General features: G+C 72.5%; 18 protein-coding genes. 5 read left to right on the top strand and 13 right to left on the bottom strand.

The annotated features are described in order from the left end of the window. Positions 1-10: 10 nt before the first annotated feature. The 4 genes from modB to ACLBYG_RS16255 form a co-directional block, all read right to left on the bottom strand. Positions 11-703 carry a molybdate ABC transporter permease subunit gene (gene modB, locus ACLBYG_RS16240; RefSeq protein ID WP_020094152.1) on the bottom strand — a complete coding sequence of 231 codons (693 nt, stop codon included), beginning with the start codon at positions 701-703 and terminating at the stop codon, positions 11-13. Positions 704-718: 15 nt separating this feature from the next. Further along, positions 719-1,534, bottom strand: coding sequence for a molybdate ABC transporter substrate-binding protein (gene modA / locus ACLBYG_RS16245; RefSeq protein ID WP_100252398.1), 816 nt, complete (start codon positions 1,532-1,534; stop codon positions 719-721). Positions 1,535-1,642: 108 nt separating this feature from the next. Further along, a complete protein-coding gene (locus ACLBYG_RS16250; protein WP_234082796.1) occupies positions 1,643-1,783 on the bottom strand; it encodes a hypothetical protein in 141 nt (46 codons plus the stop codon). A 213-nt stretch (positions 1,784-1,996) separates the two neighbouring features. Further along, positions 1,997-2,140, bottom strand: a complete 144-nt coding sequence (locus ACLBYG_RS16255; RefSeq protein ID WP_170862986.1) for a hypothetical protein — start codon at positions 2,138-2,140, stop codon at positions 1,997-1,999. A 291-nt stretch (positions 2,141-2,431) separates the two neighbouring features. On the opposite strand from ACLBYG_RS16255, the gene ACLBYG_RS16260 reads away from it, so the two are divergent. Together ACLBYG_RS16260 and rmf are read left to right on the top strand one after the other, a co-directional pair. Further along, positions 2,432-3,352, top strand: a complete 921-nt coding sequence (locus ACLBYG_RS16260; RefSeq protein ID WP_447682079.1) for a 50S ribosomal protein L11 methyltransferase — start codon at positions 2,432-2,434, stop codon at positions 3,350-3,352. A gap of 50 nt (positions 3,353-3,402) precedes the next feature. Beyond that, entirely contained in the window at positions 3,403-3,591 is a 189-nt protein-coding gene (gene rmf, locus ACLBYG_RS16265) for a ribosome modulation factor (RefSeq protein WP_091681112.1), read from the top strand. Here rmf and ACLBYG_RS16270 read toward each other — a convergent pair whose 3' ends face one another. Then, entirely contained in the window at positions 3,592-3,846 is a 255-nt protein-coding gene (locus ACLBYG_RS16270; RefSeq protein WP_447682080.1) for a hypothetical protein, read from the bottom strand. It lies immediately after the preceding gene. A 138-nt stretch (positions 3,847-3,984) separates the two neighbouring features. Between ACLBYG_RS16270 and ACLBYG_RS16275 the strand changes: the two genes are divergently transcribed. Together ACLBYG_RS16275 and ACLBYG_RS16280 are read left to right on the top strand one after the other, a co-directional pair. Beyond that, positions 3,985-5,823 (top strand): aminopeptidase P family protein, encoded by a 1,839-nt coding sequence (locus ACLBYG_RS16275; protein WP_447682081.1) that lies wholly within the window; start codon positions 3,985-3,987, stop codon positions 5,821-5,823. Between the two features lie 136 nt (positions 5,824-5,959). After that, positions 5,960-8,116 carry a protein-disulfide reductase DsbD family protein gene (locus ACLBYG_RS16280; RefSeq protein ID WP_447682082.1) on the top strand — a complete coding sequence of 719 codons (2,157 nt, stop codon included), beginning with the start codon at positions 5,960-5,962 and terminating at the stop codon, positions 8,114-8,116. A 179-nt stretch (positions 8,117-8,295) separates the two neighbouring features. Here ACLBYG_RS16280 and phoB read toward each other — a convergent pair whose 3' ends face one another. The 6 genes from phoB to pstS form a co-directional block, all read right to left on the bottom strand. Further along, positions 8,296-8,991 (bottom strand): phosphate regulon transcriptional regulator PhoB, encoded by a 696-nt coding sequence (phoB, locus tag ACLBYG_RS16285; RefSeq protein WP_042671704.1) that lies wholly within the window; start codon positions 8,989-8,991, stop codon positions 8,296-8,298. Positions 8,992-9,113: 122 nt separating this feature from the next. After that, positions 9,114-9,833, bottom strand: coding sequence for a phosphate signaling complex protein PhoU (phoU, locus tag ACLBYG_RS16290; protein ID WP_020094142.1), 720 nt, complete (start codon positions 9,831-9,833; stop codon positions 9,114-9,116). Positions 9,834-9,942: 109 nt separating this feature from the next. Beyond that, positions 9,943-10,758: a phosphate ABC transporter ATP-binding protein PstB gene (gene pstB / locus ACLBYG_RS16295; protein ID WP_020094141.1), complete on the bottom strand. Its 816-nt coding sequence runs from the start codon at positions 10,756-10,758 to the stop codon at positions 9,943-9,945. Between the two features lie 22 nt (positions 10,759-10,780). Next, positions 10,781-11,671, bottom strand: a complete 891-nt coding sequence (gene pstA / locus ACLBYG_RS16300; protein WP_447682083.1) for a phosphate ABC transporter permease PstA — start codon at positions 11,669-11,671, stop codon at positions 10,781-10,783. A 12-nt stretch (positions 11,672-11,683) separates the two neighbouring features. Next, a complete protein-coding gene (gene pstC / locus ACLBYG_RS16305; RefSeq protein WP_447682084.1) occupies positions 11,684-12,661 on the bottom strand; it encodes a phosphate ABC transporter permease subunit PstC in 978 nt (325 codons plus the stop codon). A gap of 85 nt (positions 12,662-12,746) precedes the next feature. Next, positions 12,747-13,787 (bottom strand): phosphate ABC transporter substrate-binding protein PstS, encoded by a 1,041-nt coding sequence (gene pstS / locus ACLBYG_RS16310; RefSeq protein ID WP_447682085.1) that lies wholly within the window; start codon positions 13,785-13,787, stop codon positions 12,747-12,749. Positions 13,788-14,066: 279 nt separating this feature from the next. Here pstS and ACLBYG_RS16315 point away from each other — a divergent pair, with 279 nt between their 5' ends. Beyond that, positions 14,067-14,312, top strand: coding sequence for a hypothetical protein (locus ACLBYG_RS16315; RefSeq protein ID WP_020094137.1), 246 nt, complete (start codon positions 14,067-14,069; stop codon positions 14,310-14,312). A 15-nt stretch (positions 14,313-14,327) separates the two neighbouring features. On the opposite strand, the gene ACLBYG_RS16320 is transcribed toward ACLBYG_RS16315, so the two are convergent. Further along, positions 14,328-14,528, bottom strand: coding sequence for a hypothetical protein (locus ACLBYG_RS16320; RefSeq protein ID WP_020094136.1), 201 nt, complete (start codon positions 14,526-14,528; stop codon positions 14,328-14,330). A gap of 115 nt (positions 14,529-14,643) precedes the next feature. Further along, positions 14,644-16,317, bottom strand: coding sequence for a DNA repair protein RecN (recN, locus tag ACLBYG_RS16325; RefSeq protein ID WP_056534038.1), 1,674 nt, complete (start codon positions 16,315-16,317; stop codon positions 14,644-14,646). Positions 16,318-16,391: the final 74 nt, after the last annotated feature.

A 16,391-nucleotide genomic window follows, 5' to 3' on the forward strand; every position in this document is an offset into this window, starting at 1 on the left:
CGGTCGCCATTCAGCCCGCCCCCAGGCGCCGACCGGCCCGCCGCGCCAGGAATTCCGACACCAGCAGGGCCGCGACCGACAGCGCGATCGAGATCAGGGTGAGGCGCAGGGCCGGTCCCTCCCCGCCCGGAACCTGCGTCAGCGTGTAGATCGCCGACGGCAGGGTCTGGGTCTCGCCCGGGATGTTCGAGACGAACGTGATGGTCGCGCCGAACTCCCCCATCGCCTTGGCGAAGGCCAGCACGGCGCCCGCGAGGCACCCGGGCAGGCTGAGCGGCAGCGTGATCGTCAGGAACACCGCGAAGGGGTTCGCGCCCAGCGTCCCGGCCGCCTGCTCCAGGCGCCGGTCCACGGCCTCGATCGACAGCCGCATCGCCCGCACCATGAGCGGGAAGCCCATCACGGCGCAGGCCAGCGCCGCCCCGGTCCAGCGGAAGGAGAAGACCACGCCGATCTCGGCGAGGGGCGCGCCGAGCGGGCCGCGCCGGCCGAAGGCCAGCAGCAGCAGGTAGCCGGTCACGACCGGGGGCAGGATCAGCGGCAGGTGGACCAGCCCGTCCAGCAGGGCGCGGCCGGGGAACCGGCGCCGCGCCAGCAGCCACGCCACGGCGAGCCCGGGCACGAGGCTCGCGAGCGTCGCCACCGTCGCCACCCGCAGGCTCAGGCCGACGGCGGTCCACTCGTCCGGCGTGAGCCCGAGCAAGGGGGCGGCGCGCCGCTACTGGCTGGCACCGGGCTGCGCGACCACCGTGAAGCCCTGGCGCTCGAAGGAGCCCCGGGCCTCCGGGCCGCGCAGGTAGCCGAGCAGCGTTCCGGCATCCGGGTTGCGCGACTCCCGGGTCACCGCCGCCGGATAGACGATCGGCGGGTGGCTGTCGGCCGGGAAGGTCGCCACCACGTGGACGCTCGGGTCCGCGGCCGCGTCGGTGGCGTAGACGATGCCGAGCGGCGCCTCGCCCCGGGCGACCAGCAGGAGGGCGGCGCGCACGTTCTCGGCCTGGGCGACCTGCCCCTTCACGGCGTCCCAGGCGCCGAGCTTCTCCAGGGCGGCCTTGCCGTACTTGCCGGCGGGAACGGCGTCGATCGTCGCCATCGCCAGCCGCCCGCCGCCGAGGATCCGCGTCAGCGTGGTGCCGAGGTTCGGCGCCAGGGCCACCTGCGGATCCGCGGCGCTGTCCTTCGGCCCCGGGGCGATCAGCACCAGGGCGTTGCGCAGGAAGTCGATCCGCGAGCCGGCCTTCAGCAGCCCGGCCCGGTCGACGTAATCCATCCACGCGAGGTCGGCCGAGATGAACAGGTCCGCCGGCGCCCCCGCCTCGATCTGCTTCGCGAGGGCGTTCGAGCCGGCGTAGGAGATCCGCGCGGTCTTGCCGGTCGCCTTCGTCCAGGCTGCCGCGGCGTCGTCGAGGGCGTTCTTGAGGCTCGCGGCCGCGAACACGACGACCGGCTCGTCCGCCCGCGCGGCCCTGTCGGTCGGCGCGAGAACCAGCGCCGCGAGCGCGCAGGCGACCAGGATCCGTCGAGGCAGGGGCATCACGCAGATCTCTCCGGTCGCGACCCGCTATATACGGCGGGGAACGACGGGGATCATAGGCGCGCGCGGGCGGTCGGCCAAGGCCCGGCCGACCCGGGTGACCGCGCGTCAGCCGAGCTTGGCCTCCGGCCGGTCCTTGGGCTCGGCTTCGGCCCGGTGGAGGCGGCTCAGCAGGACGAGGAGATGGCCCGGGAGCGGCCCGTCCGGTGCGGGACCGCCGAAGATCCGCTCGCGTGGTCGGGCAGGCACGGCCGCACCGTTGACGACCACGGGCCCGCGGGGGCCGGAACGCCGGGACTTGGTCACGCTGTACGCACCCTGCTCAATCGTGATTCACGTAAAAAGCCGGCAAAAACGCCGCGCAAGTCGGCCAGTTCCGCAGCTGCCGTACATCATTTGGTTAACGCGCGAACAGCCTGCCTCATTCCTGGGCGCCCGCTCGCGCGAATCGGTGTCGCGCCGTCACCAGGTCCGGATGTCGTGCCGCTCGGTCGGGCGCGCCTCCGGCATGCCGTTCATGCCGTTCGCGACCAGCAAGGCCCAGAGCGTGGCGGTGCCCGCGGTCACGGCCGCGAAGGCGATGCTGATGAGGAGAGGCGCGGTCATGGCAGCACGATCGTCTGTCAAAACAGGCGCGCCGCTCCGGGAAGTGCGGCGCGCCCGAGTTGAGGGTCCGGCCTTGGGTAAGCCGAGATTGTTTAAGCAAACGCGATGGCTGTGGACACTGATTTAAGTCGCGCAGAAGATAAGTATTGGCGCTTGTGACCGTCCGGCAACAACGGGCGGGGCCGCCGGTCCGCTCCGCCGCCCCGCCCCGCGGCCCCACCCTTGCCGGGCCCGGATTTTTTCGCGCCAGCCCCTGGGCTGCGGCGCGCCCCGGCGTTACAGCCGGGCACCATGCTCGAAGGCCTGCCGCCCCATCGCCCGTCCCACGTCCTGCGTCTGCTGACCGACGAACGCTCGGCCCGCGCGATGACCGACCTCCTCGGCGAGATGTTCGATCCCACGGAGACCGCGGTGGCGGCCTTCGAGGACGAGGACGGGCGCACGTGGCGCCTGGAGGCCTACTTCGCGGACGCGCCCGACGAGGATTACGTCCGCGAGCTGATCCGCCCGGTCATCGGCGACGCGGCCGACGCGGCGGAGTTCCGCACGATCGCCCAGCAGGACTGGGTGCGCGCGTCGCTGGAGGGCCTGAAGCCGGTCCGGGCCGGCCGCTTCCTCGTGCACGGCTCGCACGACCGCGCCTCGGTCCGGGGCAACGATCTGGCCATCGAGATCGAGGCCGCCCTCGCTTTCGGGACCGGGCATCACGGGACGACGCTGGGCTGCCTCCGCGCCCTGGTCTCGGAACTCAAGCGCCGGCGCCCGGTCCACGTCCTCGATGTCGGTACGGGAACCGGGATCCTCGCCTTCGCGGCCGCCAAGGCCCTGCGGCAGCCCGTGGTGGCCGGCGACCTCGACGCGGAGGCCGTGCGCACGGCCCGCGAGAACGCCCGCGCCAACGGGCTCGGCCCCTATCTCAAGCTCTACGAGGGGCCTGGGGTCCGCCACCGCCTCGCCGACCGGCCGCGCCATTTCGATCTCGTCTTCGCCAACATCCTGGCCCGGCCACTCAGGCTCCTGGCGCCGACCCTGGCGCGGGTCGTCGCCACCGAGGGCGTGTTGGTCCTGTCCGGCCTGATCGAGCGCGACGTGCCGGGCGTGCTCTCCGCCTACCGCCTCCAGGGCTTCTCCCTCGTGCGGCGCGGCGTGATCGAGGGGTGGGTCGCCCTGGTCCTGACGCGCGGCGGTGCGGCGCAGCGTCCGCGGCGCTGACCCGCGCGGCATCGCCCCGAACTCCCCGTCCGCCGGCGTGTTGTCCGGCCATGAGCCAGACGTCGCTCCACGATCCGCCCGCTGACCCCATCGCCGAGGGCGCTCGCGCCCGGGCGCAGGGGCGGCCCAAGGATGCCTGCCCCTATCCGGCCGACTCGCCCGCGCGCCGGGCTTGGATCGAGGGCTACGATGGGGCACCCGCAGACCGGGCGCCGGACCTGCCGATCACGGACGGCTGATCAGCGCGCGGTGCGCAGCCGGCCCGGCCGGTCCGGCGCGCCCGCGGTCTCGGCCGGCGACCCAGGTGCATCCCCCTGCGACACCGGCGCGCCGAGCGCCGCCATCAGCGCGCGCAGGCCGTCGATCCACTCTTCGAGTTCGGCGAGCGAATCGAAGCCGTCGCGGCGGACGACCGTGTCGGGCTCGATCGTCACGACGGCGTCGAAGCGGCCGTCGGGTCTGTCGCTGATCCGGTAGTAAACGCGGCGTGGCATGTCTGAGTAATAAGCGAAAATCCGCGGCGTGATAAGATTGCTAACGATCTTTAAGCACCGCAACCGACCTCTGACCAACCTCTTTCTCATGACAACAGGGTGTTGCGATGCGGGAGCGGCGGGCGCTAGGCTCGCCGCATGACCGAGACCCGTCCGTCCCGACAGCGCCAGCGCTTCCAGAGCTTCGACGACCCGAGCCACCGTAAGGGCGCCGAGCGGATCGAGGCCCTGCGGGCGGCGCTGCGCGAGACCGGACTCGACGGCTTCGTCGTGCCGCGGGCCGACGAGCACCAGTCGGAATACGTTCCCGCCGACGCCGAGCGGCTGGCCTGGCTCACCGGCTTCACCGGCTCGGCCGGCACGGCCGTGATCCTGATGGAGTCCGCGGCGCTGGTCGTCGACGGGCGCTACACCCTGCAGGCGCCCGAGCAGGTCGATACCGGCCTCGTCACGGTGGTGCCGCTCGCCGAGTCGACGGCGGAGGCCTGGGTCGGCGCCAACCTGCGGCGGGATCAGGTGCTCGGCTACGATCCCTGGCTGCACACCCCGGACGGTCTGGCGCGCCTGGAGCGGGCCGTGACCCGCGCCGGCGGGACCGTGCGGGCGGTGCCGAACCTCGTCGACGCGGTCTGGGCCGGTCGGCCGCGGCCGCCGGCCGGTCCGGTGGTGGTCCATCCGGACGCGCTGTGCGGCGAGGGGGCCGCCGACAAGCTCGGCCGGATCCGGGCGGCGCTCGCCGAGGGCGGCTGCGATGCCCTGGTGATCTCCGACCCGCACAACCTGGCCTGGGCCTTCAACCTGCGCGGGTCCGACGTCGCCCACACGCCCCTGGCGCTGGGTTACGCCATCCTGCCGCGCGAGGGACGGGCCCGGCTGTACCTCGTCTCTCCGAACATCGATCCGGCTCTGCGGGCGGAACTCGCGCCGATCGCCGAGATCCTGCCGCGAGCGGACCTGGACGACGGGCTGGCATCCCTGGCGGGCGCGCGCGTCCGCCTCGACGCGGCCACCGGCGCTGTCGCCGTGAAGGAGAAGATCGAGGCCGCCGGCGGCACGGCCGATGTCGGCAAGGACCCGATCACCGGCATGAAGGCGGTCAAGAACGCCGCCGAGATCGCGGGCGCCCGCGCCGCCCATGTCCGGGACGGGGCGAGCGTCGTGCGCTTCCTCGCCTGGCTCGACGGTGCGGCCGCGGCCGGCGGCCTCACCGAGATCGCCGCCGTCGAGGCCCTGGAGGATTTCCGGGCCGCCGGCGGCGACCTGCGCGAGGTCTCGTTCCCCACGATCTCGGGTTCCGGACCGAACGGCGCGATCGTCCACTACCGGGTGAGCCGCGCCACGGACCGGGCGGTCCAGTCGGGCGAGCTGTTCCTGATCGACTCGGGAGCGCAGTACCCGGACGGCACCACCGACATCACCCGGACGGTCGCGGTCGGCGCGCCGAGCCCGGAGATGCGCGACCGGTTCACGCGGGTGCTAAAGGGGCACGTCGCCATCGCCCGGGCGGTATTCCCGGTCGGCACGACCGGCGCCCAGATCGACGCCTTCGCGCGGGCACCGCTCTGGCAGGCGGGCCTCGACTTCGACCACGGCACCGGTCACGGCGTCGGCGCCTTCCTGTCGGTGCACGAGGGGCCGCAGCGGATCGCCAAGACCGGCACGGTGGCGCTCGAGCCCGGCATGATCCTGTCGAACGAGCCGGGCTACTACGCCCGCGGCACCTACGGCATCCGGATCGAGAATCTCGTCTTGGTCGAGGCCCGCGCGATCGCGGGCGGGGAGCGCCCGATGCTCGGCTTCGAGACGCTGACGCTCGCTCCCTACGACCGCCGGCTGATCCGGCCGGACCTGCTCGAACCCGGGGAGCGGGCCTGGATCGACGCCTATCATGCGAGGGTCCGTGAGACCCTGGCGCCCGGGCTCGACACCGCGACGCGCGACTGGCTCGAGCGGGCGACGGCGCCGCTCGAGGAGTGAGCCGGCCGCAGGGATCCCGAACGCGGTCCGTGGTAAGACCCGACGCCATGGTAAGACCGGACGCCATGGAAACGCCCGCGCCGAGCCCGACACGCCGCGCGTGAAACCGCGACCGCCCCGCGCGCGAAGGGACAGCATGATCCGCCGCCTCGCCCTCCTGATCCTGGCCGTCGCCGCGGGCCTCTCGGCCGCCGCGGCACAGGGGTTCCGCACGCCCGCGGACCTCGTGCGCGCGAGCCTCGTGGCCGAGCCCGCCGCGGTCGCCGGCGCGCAGCCCTTCACGCTGGCGGTGCGGATGCAGGTCAAGCCCGGCTGGCACGTCTACTGGCGCAACCCGGGCGATTCCGGTCTGCCCCCGGAGGTGACCTGGACCCTGCCGGCCGGCTTCAGCGCCGGCGCGATCCGGTGGCCGGCGCCGGAGCGAATCCCGATCGCGACCCTCATGAACTACGGCTACGAGGGTGAGGTCACGCTCCTCGTCCCGGTGACGCCGCCGCCGAGCCTCGACCCGGCCGACCCGGTGCGGATCCAGGCCAAGCTGACGTACCTCGTCTGCGAGACCGAGTGCGTGCCCGGCTCGGCCGATCTCGCCCTGACCCTGCCGGTCGGCAAGGCCGAGCCGGACCCGGCCAACGCCGCGCTGTTCGCGCGCGCCCGCGCTGCGCTCCCCGTGCCGGCGCTCTGGCCCCTGAGCCTGTCGAGCCAGGGCGACACCCTGCGCCTCGATTTCGCCGCGGCCGGCCTCAAGCCCGAGGCGGTCCGGAACGCCGCGTACTTCCCCTACGCCGAGACGGCGATCGACAACGCCGCCGCGCAGGTGATGAGCGTCGACGGGACCGGCCTGCACCTGACTCTCGCCCGGAGCAGCCCGACCGACCCGGTGCCCGCCGCGCTGCCCGGCGTCCTGACGGTCGAGGCGGTCGACGCCGCCGGGACCCACCGGCTCGCCTTCGCGTACGGCGACGAGCCGGTCCTCCCGGCCGCCGCGGCGCCGGCCGCGACCGCGCCGCCCGCGACCGCGCCGGCCGCCGCCGACTTCGACGCGCTGACGCTGGCGACCGCCGCGGCCTTCGCCTTCCTCGGCGGCCTGATCCTCAACCTGATGCCCTGCGTCTTCCCGGTCCTGTCGATCAAGGTGCTGAGCCTCGTGCGGCACGCGGGCGAGGGGCCGGCCCGGCTGCGGCTCCACGGCCTCGCCTACACGGCCGGCGTCCTGGCGAGCTTCCTGGCGCTCGCCGCCGCGCTGATCGGCCTGAAGAGCGGCGGGGCCGCGATCGGCTGGGGGTTCCAGCTCCAGTCGCCCGCCATCGTGGCGGGGCTCGCCTACCTGCTGTTCGCGATGGGCCTGAGCCTCTCGGGCGCGGTCCATGTCGGCGGCCGGCTCGCCGGCCTCGGCGACGGCCTCACCCGGCGCGGCGGCCTGAGCGGCTCGTTCTTCACCGGTGTGCTCGCGACCCTGGTGGCGACGCCCTGCACGGCGCCGTTCATGGGCTCGGCGGTGGGCTTCGCGCTGACCCAGAGCGCCGGCGTGGCGCTCGCCGTCTTCGCGAGCCTCGGCCTCGGCCTCGCCCTGCCCTTCCTGCTCCTGACCCTCTGGCCGCCGGCCCTGCGGGCGCTGCCGCGGCCGGGCGCCTGGATGGAGACCCTCAAGCAGGTGCTGGCCTTCCCGGTCTACGCCACCGTGGCGTGGCTGATCTGGGTGCTGGCGCAGCAGGTCGACCCGCGCGGGCTGCTGGCGGCGCTGATCGGCCTCGTCCTCGTGGGCTTCGCCGCCTGGGCCTGGGAGCACGGCCGCGCCGCCCCGCCGCGGGCCGGCCGGGTCGCGCAGGCCGCCGCGGCGCTGGCGCTGATCGCCGTCGGGGCCCTCGCCGTCACCCTGCCCCGGGACCGCGCCGCGCCGGCCGCGCAGGCCGCCGCCGACGGGATCGAGCCGTTCACGCAGGCGCGCCTCGACGCCCTGGTCGACGCGCACCGCCCCGTCTTCGTGGACATGACCGCCGCGTGGTGCATCACCTGCGCGGTCAACGAGGCGACCTCGCTCAACACGAAGGCCGTGCGGGCCGCGATGGCCGAGCGCGGCGTGACCTACATGAAGGGCGACTGGACCAACCAGAACCCCGAGATCACCCGCCTCCTGGAGAAGCACGGGCGCAGCGGCGTCCCGCTCTACCTGCTCTATACCGGGACGGGGGAGCCCCAGGTGCTGCCGCAGATCCTCACCGAGGGGACGGTCCTGGCGGCGCTGGAGGCGGTGCCGGCCGCCTCGGGCCGGAGCGCGGCGCTGGCGCGCTGAGTCCCTGGAGGCCGGGACGCGCGAATCTTCGCGGGCCCGTCCCAGCGTCTTTGCGAGCGGAGCGAAGCAACCCAGCAGCGCCGCGCGCACCGGCGTCCCGCCGCCCTGGGTCGCTTCGCTGCGCTCGCGATGACGGTGCGCCGGAGCGAAGTCCTATCCGGACGGCCCGTGAGGCCGCCTCAGGCCTCCAGCGAGAAGGTCTCGTCGAAGGCGTAGCCGGAGCCGCGGACCGTGCGGATCGGGTCGGTCTGGCGCGGGCCGTTCAGCGCCTTGCGCAGCCGCCCGACATGGACGTCGACGGTGCGCTCGTCGATGTAGACGTCGTGGCCCCACACCCCGTCGAGGAGCTGCTCGCGGGAGAAGACCCGGCCCGGCGCCAGCATCAGGAATTCCAGGAGCCGGAACTCCGTGGGGCCCAGATGCAGCTCCTCGCCGCCGCGGCGGACGCGGTGGCCGGTGCGGTCGAGTTCCAGGTCGCCGGCCGCCAGCCGGTCCGAGACGTGGGCTGGCTTGGCCCGGCGCAGGAGCGCGCGGATCCGGGCGAGCAGCTCCGGGACCGAGAACGGCTTGACGATGTAGTCGTCGGCGCCCGTGCCGAGACCGCGGACGCGGTCGCCCTCCTCGCCCCGGGCGGTGAGCATGATCACCGGCAGGCGCTCGGTCTCCCGGCGCGCCCGGATCCGGCGGCACAGCTCGATCCCCGAGAGGCCGGGCAGCATCCAGTCGAGCAGGACGAGGTCCGGGATCCGCTCCGCCAGGAGCAGCTCGGCGTCGTCGCCGCGCGCCGCCGAATCCACCAGGAAGCCCTCGGCCTCCAGGTTGTAGCGGAGCAGCGTGCTCAGGGCCTCCTCGTCCTCGACGATCAGGACTTGCATGCTCACGTTCGAAGACTCGTTCTGCGGGCGGTCCCCGGATGGTGCAGGAGGCGCCGCCCCGCCTCAACCCGCACGGAGAGTGACCCCGGCCGCGCCCACAGGAAGGCGCCGGGGTCGGCGCCTCACGGCGCCTGCACGCCGTCCACGGTCGCGTAGTTCGACGCGTCGTTCTTCGGCCGGTCACCCGCCAGCGTCTCGCCCGTGGCGAGGTAGTGGATCGTCTCGGCGATGTTGGTGGTGTGGTCACCGATGCGCTCTACGTTCTTCGCGCAGAACAGGAGATGCGTGCAGAACGAGATGTTGCGCGGATCCTCCATCATGTAGGTCAGGAGCTCGCGGAACAGGGAATTGTACAGGGCGTCGATCTCGCCGTCGCGCTCCCAGACGTCGTGGGCCGCCTGGACGTCGCGGCTCCCGTAGGCGTCGAGCACGTCCTTCAGCTGACCCTCGGCGAGGTCGCTCATGTGGCGCACGCCGAGCACGATCTTCTGGGCCGGCGCCTGGTCGGAGATCGCCACCACGCGCTTGGCGACGTTCTTGGCGAGGTCGCCGATCCGCTCCAGATCGCCGGAGACGCGGATCGCCGAGATGGTCTCGCGCAGGTCGATCGCCAGGGGCTGGCGCCGGGCGATCAGCAGCACGGCGCGCTCCTCGATGTCCCGCTGCAGCGCGTCGAGGCGCTTGTCGGCGAGGATCACCGCCTGGGCGAGCGTGTCGTCCCGGCGCACGAGGGCGTCGGTCGCCTCCGCGGTCATCTTCTCGGCGACGCCGCCCATCTCCGAGATCGAGCGACGCAGGTTCTCCAGGTCGGTGTCGTAGGAGGTGACGATATGGCCGGGCATGGCGGATCCTTCGATGGGGTCCCGGGGACGGCCCTCCGGGAGGCTTGCGGGACCCGCCGGCGCGCCGGAGACGCGAGCGGCGGTCCCGGGACCGGAGCGGCCCGGCAGACTAGCCGAAGCGGCCGGTGATGTAGTCCTGCGTGCGGCGTTCCGTCGGGTTCATGAACATCCGGTTGGTCGGACCGAACTCGACGAGCTGCCCCAGATACATGAAGGCGGTGAACTGCGAGATGCGCGCCGCCTGCTGCATGTTGTGCGTGACGATCACGATGGTGAACTCGTCGCGCAGCTGCTCGATCAGCTCCTCGATGCGGCCGGTGGAGATCGGGTCGAGGGCCGAGGTCGGCTCGTCGAACAGGATCACCTCCGGCTTCTGCGCCACCGTCCGGGCGATGCACAGGCGCTGCTGCTGGCCGCCCGACAGGCCGGTCCCGGGCTGCCGGAGCTTGTCCTTCACCTCGTCCCAGAGGGCGGCCTTGCGCAGGGATTCCTCGATCCGGCCGTCGAGCTCGGATTTCGGCAGCTTCTCGTAGAGGCGCAGGCCGAAGGCCACGTTGTCGTAGATCGACATCGGGAACGGCGTCGGCTTCTGGAACACCATGCCGATGCGCGAGCGCAGCTCGTTCAGGTCGACGGAGGGGCTGAGGATGTTCTCGCCGTCGAGCAGGATCTCGCCCTCCGCGCGCTGCTCCGGGTAGAGGCTGTAGATCCGGTTGAAGCAGCGCAGCAGGGTGGACTTGCCGCAGCCGGAAGGGCCGATCAGCGCCGTCACCTGCCGGTCGTGGAAGTTGAGGTTGACGTCCTTAAGCCCGTGGAAGCTGCCGTAGTAGAAGTTCAGGTCCTTGACGGCGATCCGCACGGGGCCGCCCTCTTCGGCGCGGTTGCGGTTCAGCTCGACCGTGGGGATCGCGGAGGCGGCGTTCATCGTCGTGTCCTCGAAAGGGGGCTCAGCGCGAGGCCTGCGGCTTGATCACGAGGCGCGCGATGATCGACAGCGCCAGGATGGTGGTGGTGATCAGGAGCGCGCCCGCCCAGGCCAGGCCCTGCCAGTTCGGGTAGGGCGAGAGGGCGAACTGGTAGATCATCACCGGCAGGTTCGCGACGCCGCCCATCAGGTTGGCCGAGAACCAGGAATTGTTGTTGAGCGCGGTGAACAGCAGCGGCGCGGTCTCGCCGGCGATGCGGGCGAGGGCCAGGATGATGCCGGTGACGATGCCGGCCGAGGCCGCCCGCCAGGTCACGCTCATGATCACCGTCGAGGGCGGCGCGCCGAGCGCCGCGCCGGCCTCCCGCAGGGTGCCGGGCACGAGGCGCAGCATGTCCTCGGTGGTGCGCACGATCACCGGCACGGCGATGATCGCCAGCGCCACGCCGCCGGCCCAGCCCGAGTAGGTGCCCATCGGCCGCACCATCAGCGTGTAGACGAACAGGCCGATCAGGATCGACGGCGCCGAGAGCAGGACGTCGTTGAGGAAGCGGATCAGGGCGGCCAGCTTCGAGCCGCGCCCGTACTCGGCCAGGAAGGTCCCGGCCATGACGCCGACCGGCGTCGCGATGAGGATGCCGATCCCGGTCAGAACGAGGCTGCCCAGGATGGCGTTGGCGATGCCGCCGCCCTCGGAGCCCGGGCCCGGGGTCGGGTTGGTGAACAGGGTCGGCGTGAAGCCGCGCACGCCCTGGACGATCAGCATCACCAGGATCGAGCCGAGGACCAGGGCGCCGACCACCGTCGCGGCGGTGCAGGCGACGCGCAGGGTCCGGTCGGCGACGCGGCGTCCCTGGCGGACGCGGCCGGGGCGGCGCTGGGCGGCCGGGGCGATCGTGCTGGAGGAAACCATCGCGCGCGCTCCTCAGGCGGACTGGACGCGGCGCGTCAGCAGCCGGGCGATGATGAGCACCACGAAGGTGATCACGAACAGGATGCAGCCCAGCGCCATCAGCGCGTTCAGCTGGAGGCCGTCCGCCTCGTTGAACTCGTTGGCGATGCGCGACGCGATGGTCGAGCTCGGGTCGAAGATCGAGGCCGAGAGCCGGTTGGCGTTGCCGACCACGAAGGTCACCGCCATCGTCTCGCCGAGCGCCCGGCCGAGGCCGAGCATGATCGCGCCGATGATCGAGACGGCCGCCTGGGGCACCAGCACGTGGCGCACGACCTCCCAGGTGGTGCAGCCGATGCCGTAGGCGCTCTCGCGCAGCACGGTCGGGATCTGGTCGAGCATGTCCCGGGCGATCGAGGCGATGAACGGCACGATCATGATCGCCAGGATGATCCCGGCGGTGAAGACGCCGACGCCCGACGGCACCCGGGCGTAGAACAGCGTGCCGACGATCGGCATGCCCTCCACGAGGTTCGAGACCGGGATCTGGATGTAGCGCGCGAAGAGCGGCGCGAACACGAACAGGCCCCACATGCCGTAGATGATGCTCGGCACGGCCGCGAGCAGCTCGATCGTCATGGCGACCGGCTTGCGGGCCCAGCCCGGGCAGAGCTGGGTGAGGTAGACCGCGATGCCCAGCGAGACGGGCACGCCGATCAGCAGGGCCAGGAAGGCGGAGGCGACGGTCCCGATCACCGCGACCAGGGCGCCGTACTGCTCGGTCCCGACGTTCCAGGCGCTGGAGGTCAGGAAGCCGAAGCCGAACTCGCGGAAGGCGGGCCAGCCGCCGTACAGGATCGAGCCGAGGATGCCGGCGAGCACGAGCAGCACCAGCAGGGCCGCGCCGTACGAGCAGGTCCGGAACAGCGTGTCGAGGCTCCGGCTCGGCGCCTTCCGCGCGGTCGCGGAACGGGTTCGGCCGAGGGCGATCGATTCGGTCAAAGCGGGCATCCGCGGTTCTCTGCGAAGGGGGGCGTGGTAGCGCGGTGCGTTCCCGGAAGCGAGGGAGGAGGTTCTCACCCCCTCCCCGCCACGCTCACATGTTGAGGACAGGCTTGCCGTCCTTGCCCTTCACGTCCCTCCACTCCTGGTGGATCAGTTCGACGACGTTGTCCGGCAGCGGGACGTAGTCGAGGTCGGTGGCGAGCGTGTCGCCGTTCTTGTAGGCCCAGTCGAAGAACTTGAGCACGGCGGCGGACTTGGCCGGGTCGGCGGCGTCCTTGTGGACCAGGATGAAGGTCGCCGCCGTGATCGGCCAGGCCGCCTCGCCCGGCTGGTTGGTCAGCGAGATGCCGAAGCCCGGGGTCGCCTTCCAGTCGGCGCTCGCCGCCGCGGCCTGGAACGCCTTGTCGTCGGGCTGCGGGTACTGGCCGGCCTTGTTCTGCAGCAGGGCGTAGGAGAGCTTGTTCTGCTTGGCGTAGGCCGACTCGACGTAGCCGATTGCGTTCGGAACCTGCTTGACGGTGGCGGTCACGCCCTCGTTGCCCTTGCCGCCCTGACCGACCGGCCAGGAGATCGTCGTGGCCGCGCCGTACTCCTTCTTCCAGGGCTCGGAGACCTGGGACAGGTAGGTGGTGAAGATGTTGGTCGTGCCCGACGCGTCGGAGCGGTAGACCGGGGTGATGTTGGCGTCGGGCAGCTTCAGCCCGTCATTGAGCTTGGCGATGCGCGGATCGCTCCACTTCGCGATCTTGCCGGCGTAGATGTCGGCCAGCACGTCGCCGGTGAGCTTCAGCTTGCCGGGCTCGATCCCGGGGATGTTCACCACCGGCACGACGCCGCCCATCACGGTCGGGAACTGGACGAGGCCGTCCTTGGCCAGCTGCTCGGGCTTCAGGGGCGCGTCGGTGGCGCCGAAATCGACCGTCTTGGCCTGGATCTGCTTGATGCCGCCGCCGGATCCGATCGACTGGTAGTTGAGGCCCGAGCCGGTCTCCTTGCGATAGGCCTCGGCCCACTTCGAGTAGACCGGGAACGGGAAGGTGGCGCCGGCGCCGGTGATATCGGCGGCGAGCGCCGCGGACGCCAGCTGAACCGTCGCGAGGCCGACGGCGAGCGCGTAAGCGAAGGGTCTCAAAGGAATCTCCGTTGCCGTCGGGCTAGAGCCTGCGCTGCCCCGCCGGCGGGCCCGTGCCCGCGGCAGAGCCCTGCGGCCGATCTTCCGAAGAGACCCAGCGCCGGCCGCCCGATGGCCGGGCGGTTACGACAAGTAGATGACACCGGGATGACACGGGGGATGACGGGGGGAGGACACGGGGGACGACACCGCGCGTCGGCCGGGCGCGGCACGGTTCCGGCCTCTCGCGCGTTCCTCTCCGCCAGGAGCGGCAGCCGGCAGCAGAAGGACGGGCGGATCGTGGGCGGCGACGAGGTGGATGCGGCGACGGAATCCGATCCGGCCTGGCTGGCCCTGCACGCCGAGCGGGAGGCCGTGGAGCGGGCGCTCGCGCTGGCGCAGGCCCGGCAGAAATTCAGCCCCGACCCGGATGCGGCCTCCGCGGCGCGCGTCGAGGAGGCGGAGCTGCTGGTGAGTCTCGACCGCGTGCTGACGCTGATTCGTGCGGCCGAGTACCGTCGCCGGCCGGGGGCGCGCCGCTGGTGAGGCCGCCGCCCCGGGTCAGACCGCCCGGCGCAGCTCCCGCTCCTTCTGGCGCAGGCGCAGGAGCAGCTCGACATGCGTGTCGGTGATCGGCTGCGTGTCGACGCTGCCCTCGTAGACCGTGCGGAGCGTGAGGCCGAGCTGGCGGGTGTCGACCGCCCGCTTCAGGGGCTGTCCCGCGGGCAGAGACCCATCGGAGTCGACGACTGACGGCTTCATGGCTCCTCCCGCCCTTCGACCGCCCAACCCTGCCGCGGTACCGGGATGACAGCATTCTCACGATGAATAGTTAACGAATTATTACCTTCAACCAACGGTTAAGGTTGACGCCGGTTCACGCGTCGGCACCCTGGAGGAGTCGCGCGGCCGCCGCCCTGGCCTCGTCGGTGACGGTGGCGCCCGCCAGCATCCGGGCGATCTCCTCGCGGCGCTCGGCGACCGGCAGGCTCGCGACCCGCGTGGCGACGCGGCCGGCCCCTTTCACGGGGGCCTTGGCGATCAGGAAATGCGTCTCCGCCCGCGCGGCGACCTGGGGCGCGTGGGTGACCGCGACCACCTGCACGGTCGCCGCCAGCCGGGCGAGCCGCATCCCGATGGCATCCGCCACCGCGCCGCCCACGCCGGTATCGATCTCGTCGAAGATGAGCGTCGGGGCCGAGCCCTTGTCGGCCAGCACGACCTTCAGCGCCAGCATGAAGCGCGACAGCTCGCCGCCCGAGGCGACCTTCATCATCGGGCCGGGCTTGGTCCCGGGATTGGTCTGGGCCCAGAACTCGACCCGGTCGGTGCCGGCCGGGTCGCGGGAATCCGGGTCCGTGGCGATCTCGGTGATGAAGCGGGCGCGCTCCAGCTTGAGCGGCGGCAGCTCGGCCTTCACGGCCGCGTCGAGCTGCTTGGCCGCCCGGCGCCGCCCGGCGCTGAGCTTCTCGGCCGCCTCGGCGTAGGCGGCCTCCGCCGTCGCGAGCGCCTGCTCCAGTCCGGCCAGAGCCGCCTCGCCGGCATCGATCGCCGCCACGTCGCCGGCGTAGCGCTCCGCCAGGGCGGCGAGGTCGTCGGCCGCGACGTCGTACTTGCGGGACGCGGCGCGCAGGGCGAAGAGCCGCTCCTCGACGCGCTCCAGGTCGCGGGGATCGAACTCCGTCTCGGCCACCGCCGCCTCGAGGACCGCGCGGGCTTCGTCGAGGGCGACCATCGCGGCGTCGAGGACGTTCACGCACGGGTCCACCAGGGCCGGCAGCTGCGCGGCGCGCCGCTCCAGCTTGCGCAGGGCGGCCGAGAGGTGCGGCACGCCGGAATGGGGGCCGCCGACGGCCTCGAGCGCCTCGTTGAGCTCGCGCGCGACCTTCTCGGATTGCTGCATGATCGTGCGGCGCTCGGCGAGCTGGGCCTCCTCACCGGCGAGCGGCGCCAGTGCGGCGAGCTCCTCCACGGCGTGGCGCAGGAAGTCGGATTCCTTGCGGGCCGCCTCCACGCGGGCGCGGTGCTCGGCGAGTTCGGTGCGGGCATGCCGCACGGTCCGCGACGCGGCGGCGACCTTCGCGAGCTGGGTCTGGAGGCCGCCGAAGGCATCGAGGATCGCCCGGTGCGAGGCGGGGTCGGCCAGCGCCCGGTCATCGTGCTGACCGTGGATCTCCACGAGGGCCGCGCCGATCGCCCGCAGGACCTGCACGCCTACCGGCTGGTCGTTGACGAAGGCGCGGGTCCGGCCGTCCGCCATCTGGGTCCGGCGCAGGATCAGGTCGCCCTCGGTGTCGATCTCGGCCTCGGCCGCGATCCGGCGCGCCGGATGGTCGAGGGGCAGATCGAACACCGCCGTGACCGCGCCCTGCGCCTCGCCGTGGCGGACGAGGCGGCCGTCGCCGCGGCCGCCGAGCGCCAGGGCGAAGGCGTCGAGCAGGATCGATTTGCCCGCGCCTGTCTCCCCGGTCAGGACGCTGAGCCCCGATCGGAAATTAAGTTCGAGCCTGTCGATCAGGACGATGTCGCGGATCGCGAGCTGCGCCAGCATGCGGCGACGGGGATTCCTCAGGATGGGACCGCAGACATAAGGCCGCCGCGGCGCGGATTCACCCCAAAAATGCG

Source organism: Methylobacterium sp. D53M, assembly GCF_053345625.1.